The organism is Microbacterium murale, from assembly GCF_030815955.1.
Classification (GTDB): domain Bacteria; phylum Actinomycetota; class Actinomycetes; order Actinomycetales; family Microbacteriaceae; genus Microbacterium; species Microbacterium murale_A.
The window spans coordinates 2,913,165-2,934,023 of sequence record NZ_JAUSXK010000001.1 but is presented as its reverse complement, the minus strand read 5'-3'; the positions used below and the strand labels follow the sequence as shown (position 1 = coordinate 2,934,023).

17 protein-coding genes are annotated in these 20,859 nt (G+C 66.2%); 3 read left to right on the top strand and 14 right to left on the bottom strand.

What is annotated here, in order from left to right; all coding sequences use genetic code 11:
• Positions 1-12: 12 nt before the first annotated feature.
• From guaA to QFZ46_RS14195, 8 genes are all read right to left on the bottom strand, one after another.
• Entirely contained in the window at positions 13-1,590 is a 1,578-nt protein-coding gene (gene guaA / locus QFZ46_RS14230; protein WP_307362638.1) for a glutamine-hydrolyzing GMP synthase, read from the bottom strand.
• Complete coding sequence (locus QFZ46_RS14225) at positions 1,587-2,105, bottom strand: DUF3817 domain-containing protein (protein WP_307362637.1); 519 nt, start codon at positions 2,103-2,105, stop codon at positions 1,587-1,589. The genes guaA and QFZ46_RS14225 overlap by 4 nt, the downstream gene beginning before the upstream one ends.
• Positions 2,106-2,149: 44 nt before the next feature.
• Positions 2,150-3,130, bottom strand: coding sequence for a class I mannose-6-phosphate isomerase (locus QFZ46_RS14220; RefSeq protein WP_307362634.1), 981 nt, complete (start codon positions 3,128-3,130; stop codon positions 2,150-2,152).
• 11 nt (positions 3,131-3,141) lie between these two features.
• Positions 3,142-4,320, bottom strand: coding sequence for an ADP-dependent glucokinase/phosphofructokinase (locus tag QFZ46_RS14215; protein ID WP_307362632.1), 1,179 nt, complete (start codon positions 4,318-4,320; stop codon positions 3,142-3,144).
• A gap of 39 nt (positions 4,321-4,359) precedes the next feature.
• Positions 4,360-5,223, bottom strand: a complete 864-nt coding sequence (locus tag QFZ46_RS14210) for a ketose-bisphosphate aldolase (protein ID WP_307362631.1) — start codon at positions 5,221-5,223, stop codon at positions 4,360-4,362.
• A 45-nt stretch (positions 5,224-5,268) separates the two neighbouring features.
• Entirely contained in the window at positions 5,269-6,114 is an 846-nt protein-coding gene (locus tag QFZ46_RS14205; RefSeq protein WP_307362629.1) for a carbohydrate ABC transporter permease, read from the bottom strand.
• A gap of 2 nt (positions 6,115-6,116) precedes the next feature.
• Entirely contained in the window at positions 6,117-7,040 is a 924-nt protein-coding gene (locus QFZ46_RS14200) for a carbohydrate ABC transporter permease (RefSeq protein WP_307362627.1), read from the bottom strand.
• 80 nt (positions 7,041-7,120) lie between these two features.
• Positions 7,121-8,410: an ABC transporter substrate-binding protein gene (locus tag QFZ46_RS14195; protein ID WP_307362625.1), complete on the bottom strand. Its 1,290-nt coding sequence runs from the start codon at positions 8,408-8,410 to the stop codon at positions 7,121-7,123.
• Between the two features lie 231 nt (positions 8,411-8,641).
• Here QFZ46_RS14195 and QFZ46_RS14190 point away from each other — a divergent pair, with 231 nt between their 5' ends.
• Together QFZ46_RS14190 and QFZ46_RS14185 are read left to right on the top strand one after the other, a co-directional pair.
• Positions 8,642-9,448, top strand: a complete 807-nt coding sequence (locus QFZ46_RS14190; protein WP_307362623.1) for a DeoR/GlpR family DNA-binding transcription regulator — start codon at positions 8,642-8,644, stop codon at positions 9,446-9,448.
• 76 nt (positions 9,449-9,524) lie between these two features.
• Positions 9,525-10,133 (top strand): glyoxalase, encoded by a 609-nt coding sequence (locus tag QFZ46_RS14185; RefSeq protein ID WP_307362621.1) that lies wholly within the window; start codon positions 9,525-9,527, stop codon positions 10,131-10,133.
• A 63-nt stretch (positions 10,134-10,196) separates the two neighbouring features.
• Here QFZ46_RS14185 and QFZ46_RS14180 read toward each other — a convergent pair whose 3' ends face one another.
• The 3 genes from QFZ46_RS14180 to QFZ46_RS14170 form a co-directional block, all read right to left on the bottom strand.
• Positions 10,197-14,843, bottom strand: a complete 4,647-nt coding sequence (locus QFZ46_RS14180; RefSeq protein WP_307362620.1) for an ExeM/NucH family extracellular endonuclease — start codon at positions 14,841-14,843, stop codon at positions 10,197-10,199.
• Between the two features lie 167 nt (positions 14,844-15,010).
• The gene (locus tag QFZ46_RS14175) at positions 15,011-15,766 is read right to left on the bottom strand and encodes an SURF1 family protein (protein WP_307364615.1); all 756 of its coding nucleotides are present in this window, start codon (positions 15,764-15,766) and stop codon (positions 15,011-15,013) included.
• A gap of 59 nt (positions 15,767-15,825) precedes the next feature.
• Positions 15,826-16,941 carry a GuaB3 family IMP dehydrogenase-related protein gene (locus QFZ46_RS14170; protein WP_307364613.1) on the bottom strand — a complete coding sequence of 372 codons (1,116 nt, stop codon included), beginning with the start codon at positions 16,939-16,941 and terminating at the stop codon, positions 15,826-15,828.
• A 113-nt stretch (positions 16,942-17,054) separates the two neighbouring features.
• Here QFZ46_RS14170 and QFZ46_RS14165 point away from each other — a divergent pair, with 113 nt between their 5' ends.
• Complete coding sequence (locus QFZ46_RS14165; RefSeq protein ID WP_307362618.1) at positions 17,055-18,137, top strand: FAD-dependent oxidoreductase; 1,083 nt, start codon at positions 17,055-17,057, stop codon at positions 18,135-18,137.
• A 28-nt stretch (positions 18,138-18,165) separates the two neighbouring features.
• On the opposite strand, the gene QFZ46_RS14160 is transcribed toward QFZ46_RS14165, so the two are convergent.
• The 3 genes from QFZ46_RS14160 to QFZ46_RS14150 form a co-directional block, all read right to left on the bottom strand.
• Entirely contained in the window at positions 18,166-19,854 is a 1,689-nt protein-coding gene (locus QFZ46_RS14160; protein WP_307362617.1) for an ABC-F family ATP-binding cassette domain-containing protein, read from the bottom strand.
• A 66-nt stretch (positions 19,855-19,920) separates the two neighbouring features.
• Positions 19,921-20,472 carry an OsmC family protein gene (locus QFZ46_RS14155; protein WP_307362614.1) on the bottom strand — a complete coding sequence of 184 codons (552 nt, stop codon included), beginning with the start codon at positions 20,470-20,472 and terminating at the stop codon, positions 19,921-19,923.
• 67 nt (positions 20,473-20,539) lie between these two features.
• Complete coding sequence (locus tag QFZ46_RS14150; RefSeq protein WP_307362612.1) at positions 20,540-20,854, bottom strand: DUF2277 domain-containing protein; 315 nt, start codon at positions 20,852-20,854, stop codon at positions 20,540-20,542.
• Positions 20,855-20,859: the final 5 nt, after the last annotated feature.

Genomic DNA, 20,859 nt, shown 5'->3' with positions numbered 1-20,859 from the left:
GTCCCGCCCACGTCACTCCCACTCGATGGTTCCCGGCGGCTTCGACGTGACGTCGAGCACCACGCGGTTCACGTCGCGCACACTGTTGGTGATGCGGTTGGAGATCTTAGAGAGCACGTCGTACGGCAGGCGGGTCCAGTCGGCCGTCATGGCGTCTTCGCTGGAGACCGGGCGCAGCACGATCGGGTGTCCGTAAGTGCGGCCGTCGCCCTGCACACCGACCGAGCGCACGTCGGCGAGCAGAACCACGGGGCACTGCCAGATCTCGTTGTCGAGGCCGGCCTTGGTCAGCTCTTCGCGGGCGATGGCGTCGGCCTCGCGCAGAATCTCGAGACGGTCAGCGGTGACCTCACCCACGATGCGAATTCCGAGGCCCGGCCCCGGAAACGGCTGGCGCCCGACGATCGCCTCCGGAAGACCGAGGTCGCGCCCGATCTGGCGCACCTCGTCCTTGAACAGGGTGCGCAGCGGCTCGATCAGTTCGAAGTCGAGGTCTTCGGGCAGGCCGCCGACGTTGTGGTGCGACTTGATGTTCGCCGTTCCGGTGCCGCCGCCGGACTCCACCACGTCGGGGTAAAGAGTGCCCTGCACGAGGAACTTGATCGGCTCGCCCTCTGCCTTGGCCTCGGCGACCAGGTCGAGCTGCACCTTCTCGAAGGCGCGGATGAACTCGCGTCCGATGATCTTGCGCTTCTGCTCCGGGTCGCTGACGCCCTTGAGGTGGCCGAGGAACGTGTCAGCGGCATCCACCGTGATCAGGCGCACGCCGGTCGAGGCGACGTAGTCTTGTTCGACCTGCTCGCGCTCTCCCTTGCGGAGAAGCCCGTGGTCGACGAACACTGCGGTGAGCTGGTCGCCGATCGCCTTGTGGACAAGGGCCGTGGACACCGCCGAGTCGACGCCGCCGGAGAGAGCGGAGATGACGCGGGCGGAACCGACCTGCTCGCGGATGCGGGCGACTTGCTCCTCGATGACGTTGCCGCTGTTCCAGTCGGCGGCGAGCCCTGCAGCCTTGTGCAGGAAGTTCTCGATGACCTCCTGGCCGTGGTCGGAGTGTTTGACCTCAGGATGCCATTGCACACCGTAGAAGCACTTCTCCGCACTGCCGAAGGCAGCGACGGGGGTGTCGGCGGTGGATGCGAGGACCTCGAATCCCTCTGGCGCCTTGGCGACCTGGTCGCCGTGGCTCATCCACACGTTCTGGGTGTCCGGCTGTCCGCCGAGCAGCACGCCGCCATCGCCGGTGAGCGCAGCATCCGTCGCACCGTACTCGCGAAGCCCGGTGTTGGCGACCTCGCCGCCGAGTGCACGAGCCATCACCTGGAAGCCGTAGCAGATGCCGAGAGTCGGCACGCCGAGGTCGAAGATGTCGCCGTCGAGCGAAGGGGCGCCCTCTTCGTAGACCGATGACGGGCCGCCGGAGAGGATCAGCGCGACAGGGTTCTTCTCTGCGATGTCCGCGGCGCTGACAGTGTGCGGCACGATCTCGCTGTAGACGCCCGCCTCGCGGACGCGGCGGGCGATGAGCTGCGCGTACTGCGCGCCGAAGTCGACGACGAGGACGGGACGCTGTGCGGTGTCGGCGCTCATCGCGCTGCCTCCTGGGTTTCTGAAGTTGCGGCGGCCATGGCCGCCTCACGTGATGCGAGATACGCCTTGACCTCGCGGGAGACCTTGGCTTCCATGATGAACGAGAGCGCGGGGATGACGCCGCCGAGCGCAAGAGTGATGAAGCGCGAGAACGGCCACCGCATCAGGCTCCACAGACGGAAGACCGAGAAGAGGTACACGACGTAGAACCAGCCGTGCGCCACGAGGATGAACAGCGACAGGTTCGCTCCGTCGCCTGCGGAGACGAGGTCGCAGCCCATGCCCCCCGGCACGAACAGCGAAAACCACTGGCATCCGTCACCGACGATGACCGGCGCGAACCAGAGGAGGCCGCCGGAGCCGCCGGCGAACAGCTCGACGTGGATGGGGCTGTACTTCAGGATCATCTCGGCCAGCAGCAGAAGCAGCATGACACCGGTAATGATCGATGCGATCTGATAGAACTTCAGCGCCCCGCGGATCTTGGGAAAGGAGGCGGCTTTCGGTTCTGGCATGAAGTCAAGTCTACCCGGGGCGGCCGGTGTGCCATCCCCGGCGATCACACAGCCGGTGGTCGGGCGACGAGCACCTCCCCGCGCCCCAGAACCTCGACTGATCCTGCGGCCGCCGGCGTCAGCAGCGTGGTCCCCGTACGGCACTGCTCGCCTGCGATCTCGAGCGTCCCACTCGTGACCACAGCGATCGAGAAGCCCGCCCCGATCACCGCGATGCCGTCGACCGGTATCCGCTCGAGCCGGAAGTACTCGTCCGCATCGCTCGGGAATGCGGAGCCCGAAGCCGGCGCCGTCAGCACCAAGCCGCGCATGTCTTCGACGCTGCGTCCGGACATGTTCACCGCCGTCAGAGCGAGATCGAATCCGAGGCCCAGATGCCCGTTCTCGGAGCCATCGAGCGCATAGCCGTCCCATTCGAGGAGGATCGACAGATCCTCGGGCTGCTGCAGTTCGATCAGCAGCACACCCGCGCCGATCGCGTGCAGTTCCCCGGGCGGCACCCAGACGATGTCTCCGGGCGACACGTCGATCGCATGCAGCAGACCGAGCAGCGCATCGACATCCTGCTCGGCAACCAGGGCCGCGAGATGCGTGACGTCGATGTCTTCACGGAGCCCGACGTGCACGGTACCGCCCTCCAGGATGTACCAGGCCTCCGCCTTGCCGTGTGCGCGACCGAGGTGGATCGCCGCGAAGTCATCGTGCGGATGCGCATGCACCGGGAGCCGCTGCCCCGCGTCGAGTATCTTGACCAGCAGTCGCGTGTCAGCGCCCCAGCGCTCCACGTGATCGACCCCCAGCCAGGCGACCGGATCCGCCTCCACTGCGTCGCGCAATACCCGCCCGTCTGCGAGCGTGCTCAGACCGAGAGCCTCCTCACCGTGGACCGTCGTGGTGGAGCCTACCCAGTCCTCCGGCACCCGTTCAGCCGCGCCGCTCTCGCCGCGAAAGGCGTCGATACGCGCGCCCCCTCGGTAGAAGCGTTCCGGCGGGCGGTTCGACGAGAGCCGTATCGGGTTCATCATTGAGCTCCGTTCTATGCGTAGGCGGAGAGGAAGCCACCGACGAAGCTGTCTCCTAGTCCTATTGTCGTGGGCTGCGCGATGTCGAGCGCGTAGGCCGGCACCCCTGCGGCGTCCGGCATGCTGGCCTCAACCGCGCTCACGAGTCGTGCGCCGCTTCGGTGCCTGTCCATGTCCGCGGTCGCCTCGGCCTGTGCCGCGGTGAAGCCATCGCCGAGGCGGTACCGAGTGGCGGCCACTCGCACTGCACTCTCTAGCGCATCGCGGTGACGCTCGGCATCCGCCCCGACGGCGATCGCCCAATACCTGGTGTGCACGACGAGCGCGGGGACCGGGATGATCTCCTGTATCTTCCGGAGCGCTCGCACCACGTCGGGGGCATCGAGCAGGTCGACGGCATGACCGAGGTACTCCTGCAGCTCGTCTTCATTCATGCCGTACACATCGAAGTAGGACAGCAGACGAGCTCGCACAGTCTCGGCGAAATCCCTCGTGTAGAAGCCGGCATCCTCGTAGTAGACCAGGGCATCCGTCGGCATCCGCCGCATCGCGAGCAGGATGTCGTCGAGCCGTCGTTCGAGCAGGTCATGATCCTGCATGGTGTTGAAGCCGGAGATCAGGAACGCGGATGCCGTGGCGAGTGCATCCGGCAGCGACGCGGCGATCGCCATCTCGCGGTTCGGAGGATCGTTCGCGAAGATCAGCCGATTCGCGGCCGGGGAGACGACGTCGCCGTCGAGGAGGCGCACCTTCGCCCCGACCGGGTACTGCACGATCAGGTGCGGGTCGAGCGTGTCGTTCACGGCCGAGGAGAGGATCGTGATCCGCGCCGGCAACAGCCGCCGCACATTGTCGTCGACGCTCACAAGGTGCTGCACGCTCGGGAAACCGAGGCTGTCGAGCACGAGACCGGCCCGGACACCGGTGCCGCCCAGGGTTACGTCGAACGAGAAGTGCGATGCGAACTGCTCCACCACCTCAGACGATGCGACGAAGCGCTCCGCCCCCGTCCCGACAGCGACGAACGCGAGAATCGTCACCAGAAGTGACCGCTCATCAACGATCGGCGCCGTGGCGGTCAACTCGTCCCGCCGCACACCGTGCTCGCGCGCCAGCTTCTCGAACACCAGGGCATCCCACCGCAACTCGAAGTCCACGGTGCCGCCGAGTCCGAGCACGAGCTGCCTGCCCACGTCGCCGATCATGCGTCGATCGCCCCTCCAGTCCGTGGGTCAGTACAGCTCGGCTTTGCCGTCTGCACCGAACAGCTTGATCTTCTCAGCCGCTGTCACCTTCATGGCAACGATCGGCTCGGGCTGGATCGCGTTCGGCTCGCGCAGCCGCTCATCCGTGCCGAGAATCTCACGCATGCGATTGTGGTACGAGACCTTGATGTCGCTTGAGATGTTGATCTTGTTGACGCCCAGCTCCACCGCACGACGCAGCTCCGCATCCGGGTTCGACGATCCACCGTGCAGCACGAGCGGGATGCCGACAGCCGATTTGATCTCCTCAAGCAGATCGTGGCGCAACTCTGGATTCTTCTCGGCCGGGTACAGTCCGTGCGAGGTGCCGATGGCGATCGCCAGGCTGTCGACACCCGTCTCCTCGACGAAACGAACGGCATCCGCCGGGTTCGTGTAGATGATCTCGGCCGCACCCGACTCTCCGTAGCTGTCATTCGCGCCGATCGTGCCGAGCTCCCCCTCGACCTGCACGCCCACCGCGTGGGCCGCCTCGACGACCTTGCGGGTCAACGCGACGTTCTCGTCGAACGGCAGCAGCGACGCGTCGATCATGACCGAGGTGAAGCCGGCCTGGATCGCGACGATCATCTGCTCATAGGTTCCGCCGTGATCCCAGTGGATCGCCACGGGAACGCTGGCGCGATGTGCCCGCGAGCGCATCGCTGCGATCAGGTCGGTGCTGATGTGCGAGACCTCGTCCGGGTGGATCGCGATGATGACCGGTGCGGCCAGCTCCTCGCTGACGTCGATGATGCCGTTGAACATCGCCCAGTCGCTGATGTTGAAGGCTGGGATCGCGAAGTTGTGGTCGTTCGCGACATCGAGGATGGATTTGCCGGTGTAGAGCACGTGAATTCTCCTGTTTTCGTGGTGGTCGAAGTATGGGCGGACGGATCAGCTCTTGACGGATCCAGCGGTGAGCCCGCTGATGAAGTAGCGCTGGAAGAAGAGGAAAAGGATCAGCACGGGGATGGACCCGAGCACGCTCATCGCCATGATCTGGTTCCACTCGTAGGAGTGCTGGCCCATGAGCAGCTGGATGCCGATCGGCACGGTGCGCATGTCTACCGTGCGGGTGAGTGTCAGCGCGAACAGATACTCGTTCCACGCGATCATGAAGGTGTAGATGCCGACCGAGACGATGCCGGGCACGGAGATCGGCACGAGTATGCGCCATAGGGCGGTCATGGACCCGGCACCGTCGACCCGCACGGCTTCGTCGAGCTCCTTCGGGAGAGTGTTGAAGTAGCCGGTCATCATGATGATCGCGTAGGGCAACGTGAACACCATGTAGGTGAGGATCAGGCCCAGGTACGAGTTGTAGAGGCCGAGCGCGACCATGAGGCCGAAGTACGGGATCAGCAGCGTGATCGGTGGTACCGCCTGCACGCTGACGATCACGACATTCAGGATGCGTTTGCCCCTGAACTCGAAGCGGCTGAACGCGTAGGCCGCCTGGATCGCGACGATGAGCGTCAGGACAGTCACAGCACCGGCCACGATGTAACTGTTGAGGAAGAACCGCATCGTCTCGGGGCTGGTGAAGATCGCGACGTACGCGTCGAATGAGAACGTGTCGGTGATCAACCGCGGCGGCATCTCGAAGATCTGCGTGTTCGACTTGAAAGAGCTCGACAGCATCCAGAGCACAGGCCCCGCGGCGAACACAGCTCCGATGATGAGGCCGATCGTGACACCGGTCTTCGCGACCGTGCGCTGGGTCTTTACGGTGAGAGCCATGATCAGTCCCTCGCTTTCTGGTGGCGCACGTAGAACACGGCGAGCACCATCGACATGAGAAGGACCAGCACTGCGGACGTCGCGGCGAGTGAGAAGTCGTATTTGGCGAAGGCGAGCTTGTAGGTGAAGGTACTGAGCACCTCAGTGACGTCGATGGGACCGCCGCCGGTGGTCATCCAGATGAGCGCGAACTGCTGCGAAGTCCAGATCAGGTCGAGCAGCACGAGGCTGACGATGATCGGCCGCAGCTGCGGGATGGTGACGTTCCAGAAGCGCTGGACAGCGCCGGCCCCGTCGACAGTCGCTGCCTCGTTGAGTTCGTTCGGGATGCCTTGGAGCCCGGCCAGCAGGCTGACCATGAAGAAGGGGTACCCCGCCCAGATGTTTATGAAGATGATCGTGCCGAGCGCCAGCTGAGGTGAGGCGAGCCACTCGATGTCGGTGTTGAGCAGGAAGTTGACGACGCCGTTGGGGGCGAGGAGCATGCGCCACAGCACGGCGATCACCGCGACGGTGAAGAGCCACGGCAGCACGTAGAGGGCTCGGAAGATCGACCTCGCGAAGCCGCCGAGCAGGGGGCTGTTCAGCATCATTGCGAAGCCGAGGCCGAGCACGAGATGAGCGACCACGCTGGCGACCGTGAACAGGATCGTGTTACCCGTGGCCTTCCAGAAGCCCGGGTCCGAGAGTATCTCGACATAGTTCGCGATACCGACGAACTCGGGCGACTTGTTCAGGATCACATTGTCCTGGAACGAGTAGCCGATCACCATGACGATCGGGACGATCATCAGGACGAACAGCAGGATCATCGTCGGCGAGAGGAAGGCGTAAGACTCCGTGGTCTTGCGCAGTTGCCGTCGGCGACGGGACAACGAGACTCCGGTGACGATCACCTCGGTGTCGTCGGTCGTTCTCAGGCTCATGTGAACCGGTACTCCTTGATTGGTCGGGTGCCGCACCGCATCAGCGATGCGGCACCCCGTTCATGCGGGGAGGCAGGAGATCAGAACTCCGCCATCCAGGCGTCCTGCGCCCTCTTCAGCGCATCGTCGATCGACTGCTGTCCGTCGAAAGCTGCCTGCAGCTGCTCGCCGAGCACTCGCATCAGCTCTTCCGCGACAGGAAGTCCGGTGAACTCGTTCGCCGGGTAGCCCGCCTGGTAGATCTCGAAGGCCTTCTTGAACAGCTCATCGTCGTTCACGAAGTCCGGCACCGACTTGGAGTTGCCGGGGAACGCCTTGGCCATGGTCGACAGCTCGGAGTTGGTGTCCTCGCTCATCAGGAACTCGACGAGCTTGAACGCGGCTTCCTTGTTCTCGGAGTTCTCTGCGACGCCGATCCCCCACGATGCGTACGGGATGCCGCGTTCGCCGTCGTATCCGTCTTCAGCGGGGAGCGCCGAGATCGAGAATTTCAGGTCGGGGTTCGTCTCGCGGATCAGGTTGATGTGCGCGAGCGAGTCGATCATCATGCCGACACGACCGTTGGTGAACTCCTCGACCTTGTCCTGCTCCTTCATGGTGAAGGAACCGGAGGCGATCGAGCCGTCGTCCCAGAGGCCGCCGATGAAGTCGACAGCCGAGGTGACTTCGTCGTTCGTCAGGTCCGGCTGACCGTCCTTGAGCATCGAGCCTCCCGAGGCCCAGACCCACGACATCACATCGTTCTGCACGCCGTTCGGCGCTTCGAGCGAAAGCGGGAGGACCCAGCCGGACGCATCGCCGCCGAGGGCGGAGACCTTGGCGGCAGCATCCGCGAACTCGGTGCGGGTGGTCGGCGGCGCGGTGACGCCCGCCTCGGCCAGCAGGGTGTCGTTCGTGAACATCGGGTAGACGAAGTTCACGACGGGGATCATGTAGGTGCTGCCGTCGACCTGGATCTGGCTCGCCAGTTCACTGTCGTCGTAGTCGTACTCCTCCATGAGCGCGCTCAGGTCGGCGATGACGCCCTGCGAGGCGAAATCGTTCACCCAGGCGCCGTCAAGGCCCACGACGTCGGGCATGGTGCCGGATGCAGCCCCGGCGAAAAGCTGCTCCTTGGTGGAGGCGTAGGGCCCGCTCACGAGATCGACCGTGATCCCAGGGTTCGCATCCTCGAACTCGTCGATCAACGCGCGAAACTCGCCGTCGGGGAGCTCAGGTTCCCACCACTGCGCGAACTCGATCGTCACGTCACCGTCACCGGCGTTGTCGCTGCCGGCGCTGGGCGCGCAGCCGGCCAGCGCTATGAGCGTTGCTGCCGCTGTGGTGGCGCTGACGATTCGTCGGGCGTGTCCCCGTTGCTGTGTGCTCATCACTTCTCCTCTTCGAGATCGTGCCGCACCGTCAGCTGAATGCTTGTTAATGCGGTTTTAAGCGATGTTATGCCGAGATATGCAACTTCGTCAAGTGGCATCATGGTGGTCGTTCGGCCTAACGATGAGATAGAGCCAAGGGAGCGCCGACGAACGTCGCCACCGGCAGGCTTTGCATTTTTCTGCATGACTGTGCCGGGTTGACCAGTCCGGTGTGCTAAAGATGTCTTCATGGAAGCATCTGCACCGACGCATCGACGCCGCCTTCCCGCCGGAAGAAAGGCCGATCTCGCCACTTACGTCGAGCAGACCGGGCAGGTCACGGTCGGTGATCTCGCCACGCACTTCGAGGTGTCGATCGACACGATCCGACGAGATCTGGATCAGCTGGATCGCGAGGGCGTACTCATTCGCACTCACGGAGGTGCTGTCAGCGCAGCGAGCGGACAGCTCAAGGACCGCGCCCTCGACGTGCGCCTGCGTATGCAGACGGAGGAGAAGGAGCGGATCGCTCGCCTCGCCAGCAACCTCGTCGAGGACGGCTCCGTGATCATGCTCAATGCCGGCACGACGACGCTCGCCGTCGCGCGGGCACTACGCAACCACCGCGACCTGACGATCGCGACGAACAACCTACGGATCCCGGCGGAGATCGCGCCGTCCGCGTTCCGCGACCTTTATGTGTTCGGCGGTGCCGTGCGCGCCATCACGCAAGCGACTACCGGCCCTGTGACATTCACGATGACGCCAGGCGGCCCGGACGTGGACATCCGCTGCGACCTCGCCATCATCGCGGTCGGCGCCGTCGACGAGTCGGGGTATTCGACGTCCAATCTCGGCGATGCGGCGATGATGTCCGAGATGATCCAGCGCGCCGACCGGACCGCGATTCTCGCCGACTCATCCAAGTTCGATCGACGTCTCTTCGCACAGGTCACCGGACTGGAGCGCGCTGATTTCTTCGTCACGAACACTCCGCCGACGCCGAGACTCCTCGCCGCGCTCGCACAAGCGGACGTCGAGGTGATCACACCGTAGGCTGCCTCGCCTACGGACCCTCGATCGAGCAGGAATCAAGAAGCGCAGCGCACGGCGCGCTCATAGCGTGGAGCACATGAACACCATCGACACCATCACACTCGAAGTCTCCGACCTGTCAGCCGCTGAAGCGTTCTACGCGCAGGCCTTCTCTCTCGGAGATCGGCTTCGCCTTCGCCAATCGGATGACGCGACCTCCGGGTTCCGCGGATACACGCTCTCGCTCATCGTGTCGCAGCCCGCGAACGCGCAGCTGCTGCTCGACGACGCCATCGCCGCTGGCGCCGCAGTGGTCAAGCCGGCGGCGAAGTCGCTGTGGGGCTTCGGTGGCGCGGTCCAGGCTCCCGACGGCGCGGTGTGGAACATCGCCACCTCTTCGAAGAAGGACACTGCCGCGCCGAGTCGCACGATCGACAGCGTCGTACTGCTGCTCGGCGTCGACGACGTCAAAGCGAGCAAGGCGTTCTATGTCGAGCGGGGCGTTCCCGCCGGTAAGAGCTTCGGCAGCTACGTCGACTTCAAGACCGCTGAAGGGTCCATCGGTCTGGGCCTGTACAAGCGTGCAGCGCTGGCGAAGTCCGTCAACGTGCCGAGCGAGGGATCCGGATCGCACCGTATCCGGATCCAGGGCGCGCTGGGTGAGGTCACAGCTCCTGACGGCTTCCGTTGGGAGCAGGCCGTCTGATCCGCACACGACGGAGGCCGCCGGGAACTCTCCCGGCGGCCTCCGTGTGTCAGCGGTTCATTGTCAGAACCAGCCGCTGACGAGATCCCACAGCCAGTCGAGGATGTCGCGGACCACACCGCCACCGCCACCGCGGTTGACGGTGACCGTGCCGGTGGCCTGGTCACCGTCCTCCTGAGCGACGATGACCGTGTACTTGCCGGCATCCGTCTTCTTGGGAACCGTGACCGCGCTGCTGAAGCTGCCGTTCTCGTCCACGACGGCAGTGCCGAGCTCGATCACCTTGCCCTTCTTCGATTCGAGCGAGATCGCCACGGTCTCACCGGGCACGAAATCCGCACCGGTGACGGTGAGGCTCTTGCCCGCGCTGACTGTCTTCGCGCCGACCTCGATGGTGCCGGTGAACTCGCCGCCGCCACCTTCACCCGTGATCGTGAACGGCACCTGCACGCTCGTCCCGTCTGCGGTGGCGACGGTGAGCTGCTGCTCCCCGGTCACCCCCTCCGGAACCGTGAACGTCAGGCTCACGCGTCCTGCCTCATCCGTCGTGTCGACGATCGTCGCGTCGACGGCGCCCGTGGCGAGAACCGTTTCTCCGAGCGAGACGGTGGCCTCAGCCGGTGCGGCATCTCCCCCGCTGAACGCCAGCGATGACAGGTCGATCGTGACCTGATCGCCGGCGCTGTAGCCGTCTGCATCCGCTGCGCTCAGCGTCACGCCGACCGCGCGCTGCGCGAGGTCGGGCGTCGCCGTGCCGTTGGCATCGAACCAGTCGACCATCGACTGCAGGTCGATCTTGCCTGTGTCGGCCTTGCCCGTGCCCTCCGCGAAGGTGAAGAAGTTGTCTCCACCGGCCGCGAGGAACGAGTTCGCCGCGACGACGTACGACGCCGCGGGATCGATGGGCTCGCCGTTCAGGGTGATCGATGTGATCCGCTCCCCTGCTGCCGCCGTCGGGTCGTACGTGTACTGCAGACCCTCCGAGATGCCGAGCTTCAGGAACGGACGGCTCGCGCCTTCCGGTTGCCACTGCTCCTCCAGCACGCCCTTCAGCTGCGTGCCGGTGAGGTTCAGCGTGACGAGCGTGTTGGCGAACGGTTGAACGGTCGCGGCTTCGCGGAACGTGACGTTGCCGTCGGCATCCTGCTCGCCGGTGCCCGCGTACGCCAGGTTCGCCCTGATGCCGCCCGGGTTCATGATCGCGATGTCCGCGCCCGTCGCCCATTTGTGCACGTCAGCGACGAAGTTGCCGATCGTCGACTCGCCGCCGCGGTTCTCCGAGCCGTTCGTCTGACGAGCGCGGTTGAAGTCGCCGGTGATCGCACCGACCGACTCGGCACCGAGCACATCCGCCTCGGCCTTGGCCGCGTCGACGATCGCCTGGACTTCGCCGTCGGCGTCGTACAGCGGCGTGATGACGTCCTTGCCGGTGACCGGGTCCTTCTCGGTCTTCGTGAGCGGCTTGATCTCGTTGGTGATCGAGAGCAGCTCCTTCGACTCGGGGTCGACCTGCAGGTTCATCAGACCGAAGTTCTCGCCGTACTGACCGGCGGAGATGACCGGACGGCCGTCGATGACATGGTTGTACGCGAGGTGGGTGTGCGCCGAGACGATCGCGCTCACGCTGTCATCGACACCGGCGACGATCTCGCCGAGTGCCGAGTCCGGCGTGATGGTCGCAACGTCGGTGGAGGTGGCGCCCTCGTGCACGAGCAGGATGAGCACATCCGCCTCGCCGTTGGCGGTGTCGCCGTCGGTGAGGTCGTCTGCCACGGCGTTCACCGAATCGACGATGCCGCGCACCTCGAGATCGGCGATGCCCTCGGGCGACACGAGCGAGTCGAGCTCTTCCGTGACCGCGCCGATGAAGCCGACGTCGACGCCCTCCATCTCGGTGACCCATGCAGGGGCGAGCGCGGTCTCACCGGTCTCGGTGAGGAACACGTTCGACGAGATGTACTCCCAGTCCGCGCGATCCTGCACGCGGTCGCGGAGGTCTTCCCAGCCCTGATCGAACTCGTGGTTTCCGGCCGCACTCACATCGAGCCCGGCGGCGTTGAGCGCGTCGATCGTCGGGTTGTCGTCGTTGATGAAAGACGTGAACGTGGATGCCCCGATGAGGTCGCCGGCGGCTGCGAACACAGTGTTCGGGTTCGCGTCACGCACCGACTGCACGGCGCCTGCGAGTACCGCCGCACCTGCCGCGACGCCGTCCGCCTCGATCCGACCGTGGAAGTCGTTGATCGTGACGACGTCGATGCTCACCGGCGGGATCTCACTGGAGAGGCCGACGATCACCGGGTCGTGGTCGCTCGAGCGGAACGGCGTGCCGGCCTCGGCTGCGCCGAACTCGTAGCCGCGATCGCTCCACTCCGGGGAGTTGATGCCCCACACGCCGGTGCCGGTGACCGACTCGGCGAGCGAGGGCGACGCGATCGCGTGATCGAGCGAGCCGAGTTCGCCGTCGAACGTGTAGGTGTATCCGGCATCCGCAGCGGGCACGAGGTCGGTCCAGCCGGCCTGCGCGAACACGTCGATCGGGTCTTCCTGGCCGTAGGCGTTGAAGTCACCCAGCAGCAGGATGTCCTCGCTCCCACTGGTCTCGGCCAGAGTCTCGGTGAATCCGAGCAACGACTGCGCCTGCGCGACGCGGTCGGCGTTGAAGTGGCCCTGACCGTCGGCGGGCTCGTCGCCGTCGCCGGACTTCGACTTGAAGTGGTTCGCGACCACCGAGACGATCTTGCCGTCGGCGTCGAAGGTCTGCGCGATCGGCTCGCGGGCGTTACCCCACACGGCCTCGTCGACCACGGTGGCGCTGTCGCCGACGGGGGTGACGGCATCCTTCTTGTAGATGATCGCGTTCGTGATCACGTCGGTGTCGGTGTCGAGCAGAGCAGCCGGCGTGGGCACGAAGTCCCAGACGTCCGTCCCTGCTGCCTCGTTGAGTCCGTCGACCAAGTCGGCCACAGCCGTGTCGACGGGCTTACCGAAGTGAATCGAGTTCTCGATCTCCATGAGCGCGACGACGTCAGCGTCCAGATCGTTGATCGCTGTGACGATCTTCGACTTCTGCGTGGCGAACAGCTCTGCCGTCTTTGCGCCGCGTGCCTCGGGGTTCTCGCTCTGCAGGGTCGTGAAGTAGTTGAAGACGTTGAACGCGCCGACCTGCACATCGCCGCCGACTTCAGGGGCGGTGTCGGTGCGCGGGTTCTCGGTGGTGAACGTCGCCTTGTCGGCCGCGTCACTCGCGTCGTCGATCGCGACGACCGGCTGCAGGCGCCAGTCCTCGAAGCCGTACTGCAGCACATAGCCGTTGTCGGCGAAGTCGACGACGTCTCCATTGCGCACAACGGTGTCGGTCGTGAAGTAGGGCTGCTCGCCGGTGTGATCGCCGCTGGTGACCTGCGAGTTCCAGCCGTCGTCGAGCAGGATGCGGTCGGCTCGGTTCGCCGCCGCGATGGCGCCCGCGTCCGCGCCCGGGCGCGTCGTCTCGGTGCTCTTGACGTTGAGATCGCCGGGGTTCAGCCAGAGCGTGCCGTAGTTGTACAGCTGGTGGCTGGATGCCAGGCGATAGGTGCCGGAGGGGGCCACGAACATGTTCTCGTAGGCCTCACGGTCCGCGCCGATCACGGTCTCCGGCAGCGGCGTGGCCGCGGGAACGCCGACTCCGGCGGTGACGACCGAGACGGCTTCGACGGATGCCGGAGCGATCTGGGTCTGCCCGAAGTACTCCGAGACGGTGCCGGTGACCGAGACGAGGTCGCCGATCTCCAGTGCGGGCGCGAGCGCGTTCAGGTAGACGAAGACGCCGTCGGATGCGCCGGGTGTGGCGTCGGGTTCGCCGCCGCTGCCTGCGGTCTGGATCGAGATGCCCTTGTAGCCGCCGACGCGGTAGTCGCCGGTGACGATGCCCTCGACCGTGACGGCCTGTCCGTCGAGCGGAGAGGCGTCGGTCGTTCCCTGCACCTCGGCGATCGACACCGCGGTCGGGTCGACCGGATCGGTGGGGTCCGTCGGACCCGTGCCGCCCGAGCCCTGCGGGGTGATGGAGGCCGACAGAGTGAAGTCGGCACTGTTGACGTCGGTGTCGACTCCGCCCGTGCGGTTCAGGGACTTCACGTCGGTGTTGCCCGCCGGAGGGGTGGCCGCTGCGGTCTCGAACGTGTTCGACGTGCCGTAGCCGAGCAGGTCGACGACCCCATCGACGCCCGCGACCGAGCCGGGGGTGAGGCTCACGGCGGTTGTGCCCTCGACGAGGGCGAGCGTACCGTTGGTGCCGCTCGGAGTCAGAGTGGTGACAGCATCCGGCGTCGGCAGCGCAGCGCCGGCCGTGCCGTTGCTGTTGCCCTGCACGAGGAAGTAGCCGCCTGCCGGAATCACGCCGGTGAGCGGTGCCACGCCGTTGAAGGCGCCGGTTCCCGTCGCGGAACGGTACTGCAGCGACATGCCGTCGAGGGTGATCGGCGCGGCCGTCGGGTTGTAGAGCTCGACGAACTTGTTCGTGAACGCGGCCCCTGCACTTCCGCCGGAGAGATACGCCTCATTGATGACCACCCCCGTGCCCGAGGTGTCTGCGAAGGCGGGCGAGGCGACCAGAGCGCCGGCGCCGAGGGCGAAGACACAGGTCGCGGCGAGGGTGCCGATTCGGCCCCTGCCTGTGCGGTGCGACACAGAAACCCCGAGGTTCCTGTCGTCAGGGGCTGACATCATCGGTGTTGTCTCCTCGATCGACTAGAACGACAGCTCTCGTGAAACTGCCGCCGTGGTGCTCACAGCGCACACACATGTTGGTGAGCTTACGGAGCGGCGCCGACATCCTCAATGGTGTTTGCAGATCGGTAACCAGAGCGTCACGAGACGGCCCGCGTCAGGGTCGTTCAGGACGCCTGGTCGCCTGAGTCCTCGAACGCTTCGACCTCGAGCTCCCAGCGATCCTTCGCCAGGCGATACCAGATGTAGAACGCGAAGCCGGCGAACACGGCCCATTCGATCGCGTAGAAGATGTTCAGCCAGTTCACGTTTGACAGCTCGTCTGGCGCGGGCGAGTCGATGTCGACAAGGCCCTCCGGCGCGTCGACCGACGCGAGATAAGGACGATAGACCGACAGCTGCTCGGTGTCGTGCCACTGGCTGAGCAGCATGGCCGGGGACATGCGGTCCATGCCGAAGGGGTCGTCGGTCCTCGGGAGGCTCGTGCCCTCGTCGGAGATGACGCGGCCGGTGATCGTCGCCTCGGTACCCGCGGCCCGATCTTCCAGAGCGGATGCCGCGGCATCCGCCGACTCTCTGTCCGGAGCCCACCCGACAGCCACGGCGATCGAGGTGCGCTCATCGACACGGAGCTGTCCGGTGACCCAGTAGCCCTCTGCGCCGTCATTGAAGCGGGAGGACACGATCAGGAAGTCACCGGCGACCCAGGTGCCGGCGGTCTCGACCCGCTGCCCGACGTAGGGTTCTGGCAGGTACTGACCGGGCTCGACGACGTCGCTGAGGGGACGCACTTCTTCGGTGACCCCGGCAGGGGGCGGCTCGGTGTCGATGGCGCGCTCGAGCTGCCACTGACCGAGGAACGCGAAGACTCCGGCGACGACCAGCGCGAGCACCAGAACGCCGATCCAGCGGGGCCGCAGCATGACCTCGCGAAGAGTCGGCGGGAATGCCTGCGAAGTCGTCACGGTCTGCTGCGTACCGCTCAAGAGTGGTACGGGGCGAGCACGACCTCGACGCGCTGGAATTCCTTGAGGTCGGAGTATCCGGTGGTCGCCATCGATTTGCGCAGAGCACCGATGAGGTTGGCGGTTCCGTCGGCCACTGGCGCAGGCCCGTAGAGGATCTCCTCGAGTGTGGCGATGCCGTCGACCGCGACGCGGTGCCCGCGGGGAAGCTGCGGGTGATGCGCCTCTGGTCCCCAGTGGAAGCCGTGTCCTGGAGCATCCGTGGCACGTGCGAGTGCGACACCGAGCATGACGGCATCCGCACCCATGGCGAGCGCCTTGACGATGTCGCCGGACGTGCCGACGCCGCCGTCGGCGATCACGTGCACATAGCGTCCGCCCGACTCGTCGAGGTAGTCGCGACGTGCGGCCGCGACGTCGGAGACCGCGGTGGCCATCGGGGCGTGGATGCCGAGTGTCGCTCGAGTGGTCGAGGCCGCTCCCCCGCCGAATCCGACGAGGACTCCGGCTGCGCCTGTGCGCATGAGGTGGAGAGCAGCGGTGTAGGTGGCGGCACCGCCGACGATGACGGGTACGTCGAGGTCGTAGATGAACTTCTTCAGGTTCAGCGGCTCGGCGACGCTGGAGACGTGCTCCGCCGAGACGGTCGTGCCGCGGATCACGAACAGATCGACGCCGGCGGCGACGACGGTCTCGTAGAGCTCCTGGGTACGCTGCGGGGTGAGCGATCCAGCGACCGTGACGCCCGCTTCGCGAATCTCGGCGAGGCGCGCCTTGATGAGTTCGGGTTTGATCGGCTCGGAGTAGAGCTGCTGCATCCGCACTGTCGCTTTGGCGGCCGGGAGGCCGGCGATCTCGGCGAGCAGCGGCTCCGGATCTTCGTAGCGCGTCCAGACGCCTTCGAGGTCGAGAACCCCGAGGCCGCCGAGCTGACCCAGCATGATCGCCGTCTTGGGGCTGACGACCGAATCCATCGGCGCACCGATGATCGGGGTGTCGAACTGGTAGGCGTCGATCGACCAGCCGGTCGAGACGTCTTCTGGGTTGCGGGTTCGCCGCGACGGCACCACCGCGATGTCGTCGAACGTGTACGCGCGACGCGCGCGCTTGCCTCGGCCGAGTTCGATGTCCATGCTCACCCGTCCAGCCTACCCGGGGTCGATCCGACTGCGAGACTGGTGACCGTCGGGTCTGGTGAAGATCGAGACGCGTGAGAACCGGGGCTCGTGACTATCGGGAGGATGCCGTGAGATCGGATGCAGTGGGCATCGCCGTCATCGGCGGTGGTGTGATGGGACTGGCGACGGCATGGGAATTGGCCCGTCGCGGCCATCGACCGGTGCTGCTAGAGCAGTTCGCCCGCGGTCACGTGCAAGGCGCGTCGCATGGCGCGACCCGCAACTTCAACAATGCCTATCAGGACGAGCACTATCTCGATCTGCTCGTGCGCGCCCGCGAGGGCTGGGACGCCCTCGGCTCCCCCGGCGGCGAACCGCTGCTGCGGATGCACGGGCTGGTCAGTCACGGCGACGTCGACATCGCCTCGGTTCGCAGTCGGCTCGTCGAGCGCGGCATCCCGGCCGAGATCCTGGATGCTGCGGAGGCGAGGCGGCGCTGGCCCGGTATGCGCTTCGACGATGCCGCGCTCTGGTCATCCGATGCGGGCGTGGTGCGAGCATCCGCCGCTCTTGTCGAACTGGAGCGGCGGATCGTCGCGGCAGGCGGCGAAGTGCGCTGGGAGACGCCGGTGCGGGACATCGTCGAAGACGCCTCCGGCGTCGCGCTCGCGCTGCCGGGTGCCCCGCTGCATGCGGAGACCGTCGTGGTCACCGCCGGCGCCTGGACCGGTCGACTTCTCGGCGGGATCCGGCTTCCCCGGTTGAGGGTGACAGAGGAGACGCCGGCGCACTTCACGCCGCTCTCCGACGACGCGTGGCCGTCGTTCAACCACTACGTCGACACAGATCGCTTCCCCGCCACCGTCTACGGGATGCCGACACCGGGTGAAGGCGTCAAGGTCGGATTCCACGGCGTCGGCGACGAAGTCGATCCGGATGCTCGGCCGCACCGCACCACGCACGCAGATGCCCTCGCAGCGTACGTACGGGAATGGATGCCAGGACTCGATGCATCGTCGGCTGCGCCGATCAGCTGCACCTACACGTCGACCGACGACGGCACTTTCATCCTTGATCGTCAGGATCGGATCGTGGTCGGCGCCGGCTTCTCCGGGCACGGTTTCAAGTTCGCCACCGGAGTCGGCGCCGTCCTCGCGGACCTCGCCCTCGACGCGGGAGCGCGCGCCGCAGAGCCGTTCCGGCTGCGCTGAGCCGACCGGCCCCGGTGACTCTCAGCGCTCAGCGCGTGCGCACGACCCGTCGTTCGTCCCAGACCGGAGCATCGGCCTCGTAGACGTCGCCCTCGGTGCCGAACACCAGGAAGCGGTCGAAGGATCGCGCGAACCAGCGGTCGTGCGTGACGGCGAGCACCGTGCCCTCGAACTGCGTCAGCGCCTCCTCCAAGGCCTCGGCCGACTCGAGGTCGAGGTTGTCCGTCGGCTCGTCGAGAAGCAGCAGCGTCGCGCCGGAGAGCTCGAGCAGCAGCACCTGGAACCGCGCCTGCTGGCCTCCCGAGAGCGAATCGAACGTCTGCTGCGCCTGTCGCACGAGCCCGTAGCGGTCGAGGGCGGAGCTCGCGGCTTCACGCGGCATCCCCGCTCTGCGCTCGTCGCCGCGGTGCAGCACCTCCAGCAGCGTGCGTCCGATGAACTCCGGGTGCGCATGGGTCTGTGCGAACAGGCCGGGCACCACACGGGCACCGAGGGTCGCTGCTCCGGTGTGTGCCACAGCATCCACCTGCTCGCCGGTCGACGTCACGTGCCCGAGCGTCGGATCCGGATCCGTTCCACCGCGAGCGAGCAGTCTCAAGAAGTGCGACTTGCCGGAGCCGTTCGAGCCGAGCACTCCGATCCGGTCGCCGTACCAGATCTCCGCGTCGAAGGCACGCATCAGACCGGTCAGCTCGAGCCGCTCTGCGACCACTGCGCGCTTTCCGGTTCGCGCACCGCGCAGCCGCATGTCGAACTCCTGCGCGGGAGGACGCTCCTCCGGCGGGCCGGCCTCCTCGAACTTCCGCAGTCGGGTCTGGGCTGCGCGATACCTCGAGGCGAAGCCGTCGTTCGCCTCGGCCTTCACCTTGAGGTTCGCCACGAGGGTCTTCAGCTTCTCGTGCTGCTCATCCCACCGACGTCGCAGTTCGTCGAGTCGGTCCATCCGGTCGGTTCTGGCCTGGTGGTACGTGCCGAAGCCACCACCATGCACCCAGGCAGAAGCGCCCGCTCCTCCCGGCTCGAGCGTGACGATGCGATCCGCAGCGCGGGCGAGCAGCTCGCGGTCGTGCGAGACCAGCAGGACCGTCTTGGGCGTCTCGCGCAGTTGTTGCTCGAGCCATCGCTTCGCCGGGACGTCGAGGTAGTTGTCCGGCTCGTCGAGAAGCAGCACGTCATCGGGACCGCGCAGCAGCGCTTCCAACGCGAGTCTCTTCTGCTCGCCACCGGACAGCGTGACTAGCTCGCGATAACGCGCCCGTTCGTACGGCACCCCGAGTGCGGCGACTGTGCACTGGTCCCACACGGTCTCGTGCTCGTAACCGCCGGCGTCCGCGTACTCGGCGAGGGCCGTGGCGTAGCGCATCTGCGTATCGTGCTCGTCGCGCTCGATCAGCGCGTTCTCGGCGGCTTCGAGTGCGAGCGCTGCTGTGCGGATACGTCGCGGCGCGACACGCACCAGAAGCTCCTGCACCGTGCGGCCCGCCTCGCCGTGTCCGACGAACTGGTCCATGACGCCGAGCCCGCCGTCGATCGTGATGACACCGGCATCCGGTGCCTGGTCGCCGCGGATGATTCGCAGCAGCGTCGTCTTGCCGGCGCCGTTCGGACCGATGAGCGCGCTCGTCGACCCGGATCCGACCCGGAACGTCACCTCGTCGAGGAGGGGTCTGCCGTCCGGCAGAGTCAGCGAGATGGCCGAGATGTCGATGTAGCCCACGGGTGAAGCCGTCCTTCCGCCCGTATGCCGAGCCGATCAGGCTATCAGTTCCGTGGGACGGATTCCTCAGACGAGAGCGCTCGAGGTCGGCACGGCGTTCGAGAAGAGGTCCAGCACCGGGCAGTGCTCGTCGACGACCGCGCGGAGGTTCGCGTACTCCTCGGCGCTGTTCGGGCCCGAGATGTCGACACTCAGACGGACATCGTGGAAGCCGGCGCGACCGGACTCGTCGATCCCGAAGAGCTTCTGCACATTGAGATCCCCCTCAGCGGTGATCTCGATCTCGTCGATGGTGAGGCCGAGCGCCTGGGCGTAGAGGCGGAACACGACGACCTGGCACGAGACGAGAGCGCCGAGCGCGTATTCGACGGGGCTCGCTGCGGAATCGTCGCCGGCGAGCGCGCCCGGCTCATCGACCAGGAAGCGATGCTTCCCGGCGCGCACCTCGGTGGCCACCGACCCGATGCCGCGGCCGACCACCTTGTAGGTGAGCTCGGCATTCTTCGCATCGGCAGCGACGCGCTCGTTCCATGCGGTTCCAGCATCGGTGAGGCGCTGCGCGCGCTCAGCCGAGGTGACGTCGGCGACGGGTACGGTCTGGTCCTGGAGAAGAGTCATGACGCGACGATAACGGCGCCGGCGGTCTGCGACGAAGGATGCCGTCATCCGCCGTCACATCACGTGTCTAGGCGGTGGCGCGGGCAGCGCGCTTCTGCTCCTGATAGACCCGGATCGCCTCATAACGCTCAGCGGAGCGAGCCTGGCGCTTGGAAGCCTCCTGCTCTCGGTTCTTCGGCGGCGCGGAGGTGACGAGGTCGTCGAGCAGGTGGCGGGTCGCCCGCTCGATCTCGGCGACCGCCCGGTCGAAGACTGCCTGATTGGCGCGCGAGGGCGCGTTCGTTCCGGAGATCTTGCGCACGAACTGCACCGCCGCATCATGACATTCCTCGTCAGTCGCGGCGGGCTTCAGGTTGTTCAGGGGGACGATGTTGCGGCACATGCCAG

Coding starts and splice junctions, on each gene's coding strand:
- QFZ46_RS14220 (WP_307362634.1), bottom strand. CDS start 3,130: ATGATGAACCCGATACGGCTCTCGTCGAACCGCCCGCCGGAACGCTTC.
- QFZ46_RS14195 (WP_307362625.1), bottom strand. CDS start 8,410: ATGAGCACACAGCAACGGGGACACGCCCGACGAATCGTCAGCGCCACC.
- QFZ46_RS14185 (WP_307362621.1), top strand. CDS start 9,525: ATGAACACCATCGACACCATCACACTCGAAGTCTCCGACCTGTCAGCC.
- QFZ46_RS14190 (WP_307362623.1), top strand. CDS start 8,642: ATGGAAGCATCTGCACCGACGCATCGACGCCGCCTTCCCGCCGGAAGA.
- QFZ46_RS14155 (WP_307362614.1), bottom strand. CDS start 20,472: ATGACTCTTCTCCAGGACCAGACCGTACCCGTCGCCGACGTCACCTCG.
- QFZ46_RS14175 (WP_307364615.1), bottom strand. CDS start 15,766: ATGCTGCGGCCCCGCTGGATCGGCGTTCTGGTGCTCGCGCTGGTCGTC.
- QFZ46_RS14180 (WP_307362620.1), bottom strand. CDS start 14,843: ATGATGTCAGCCCCTGACGACAGGAACCTCGGGGTTTCTGTGTCGCAC.
- QFZ46_RS14225 (WP_307362637.1), bottom strand. CDS start 2,105: ATGCCAGAACCGAAAGCCGCCTCCTTTCCCAAGATCCGCGGGGCGCTG.
- guaA (WP_307362638.1), bottom strand. CDS start 1,590: ATGAGCGCCGACACCGCACAGCGTCCCGTCCTCGTCGTCGACTTCGGC.
- QFZ46_RS14170 (WP_307364613.1), bottom strand. CDS start 16,941: ATGGACATCGAACTCGGCCGAGGCAAGCGCGCGCGTCGCGCGTACACG.
- QFZ46_RS14200 (WP_307362627.1), bottom strand. CDS start 7,040: ATGAGCCTGAGAACGACCGACGACACCGAGGTGATCGTCACCGGAGTC.
- QFZ46_RS14150 (WP_307362612.1), bottom strand. CDS start 20,854: ATGTGCCGCAACATCGTCCCCCTGAACAACCTGAAGCCCGCCGCGACT.
- QFZ46_RS14205 (WP_307362629.1), bottom strand. CDS start 6,114: ATGGCTCTCACCGTAAAGACCCAGCGCACGGTCGCGAAGACCGGTGTC.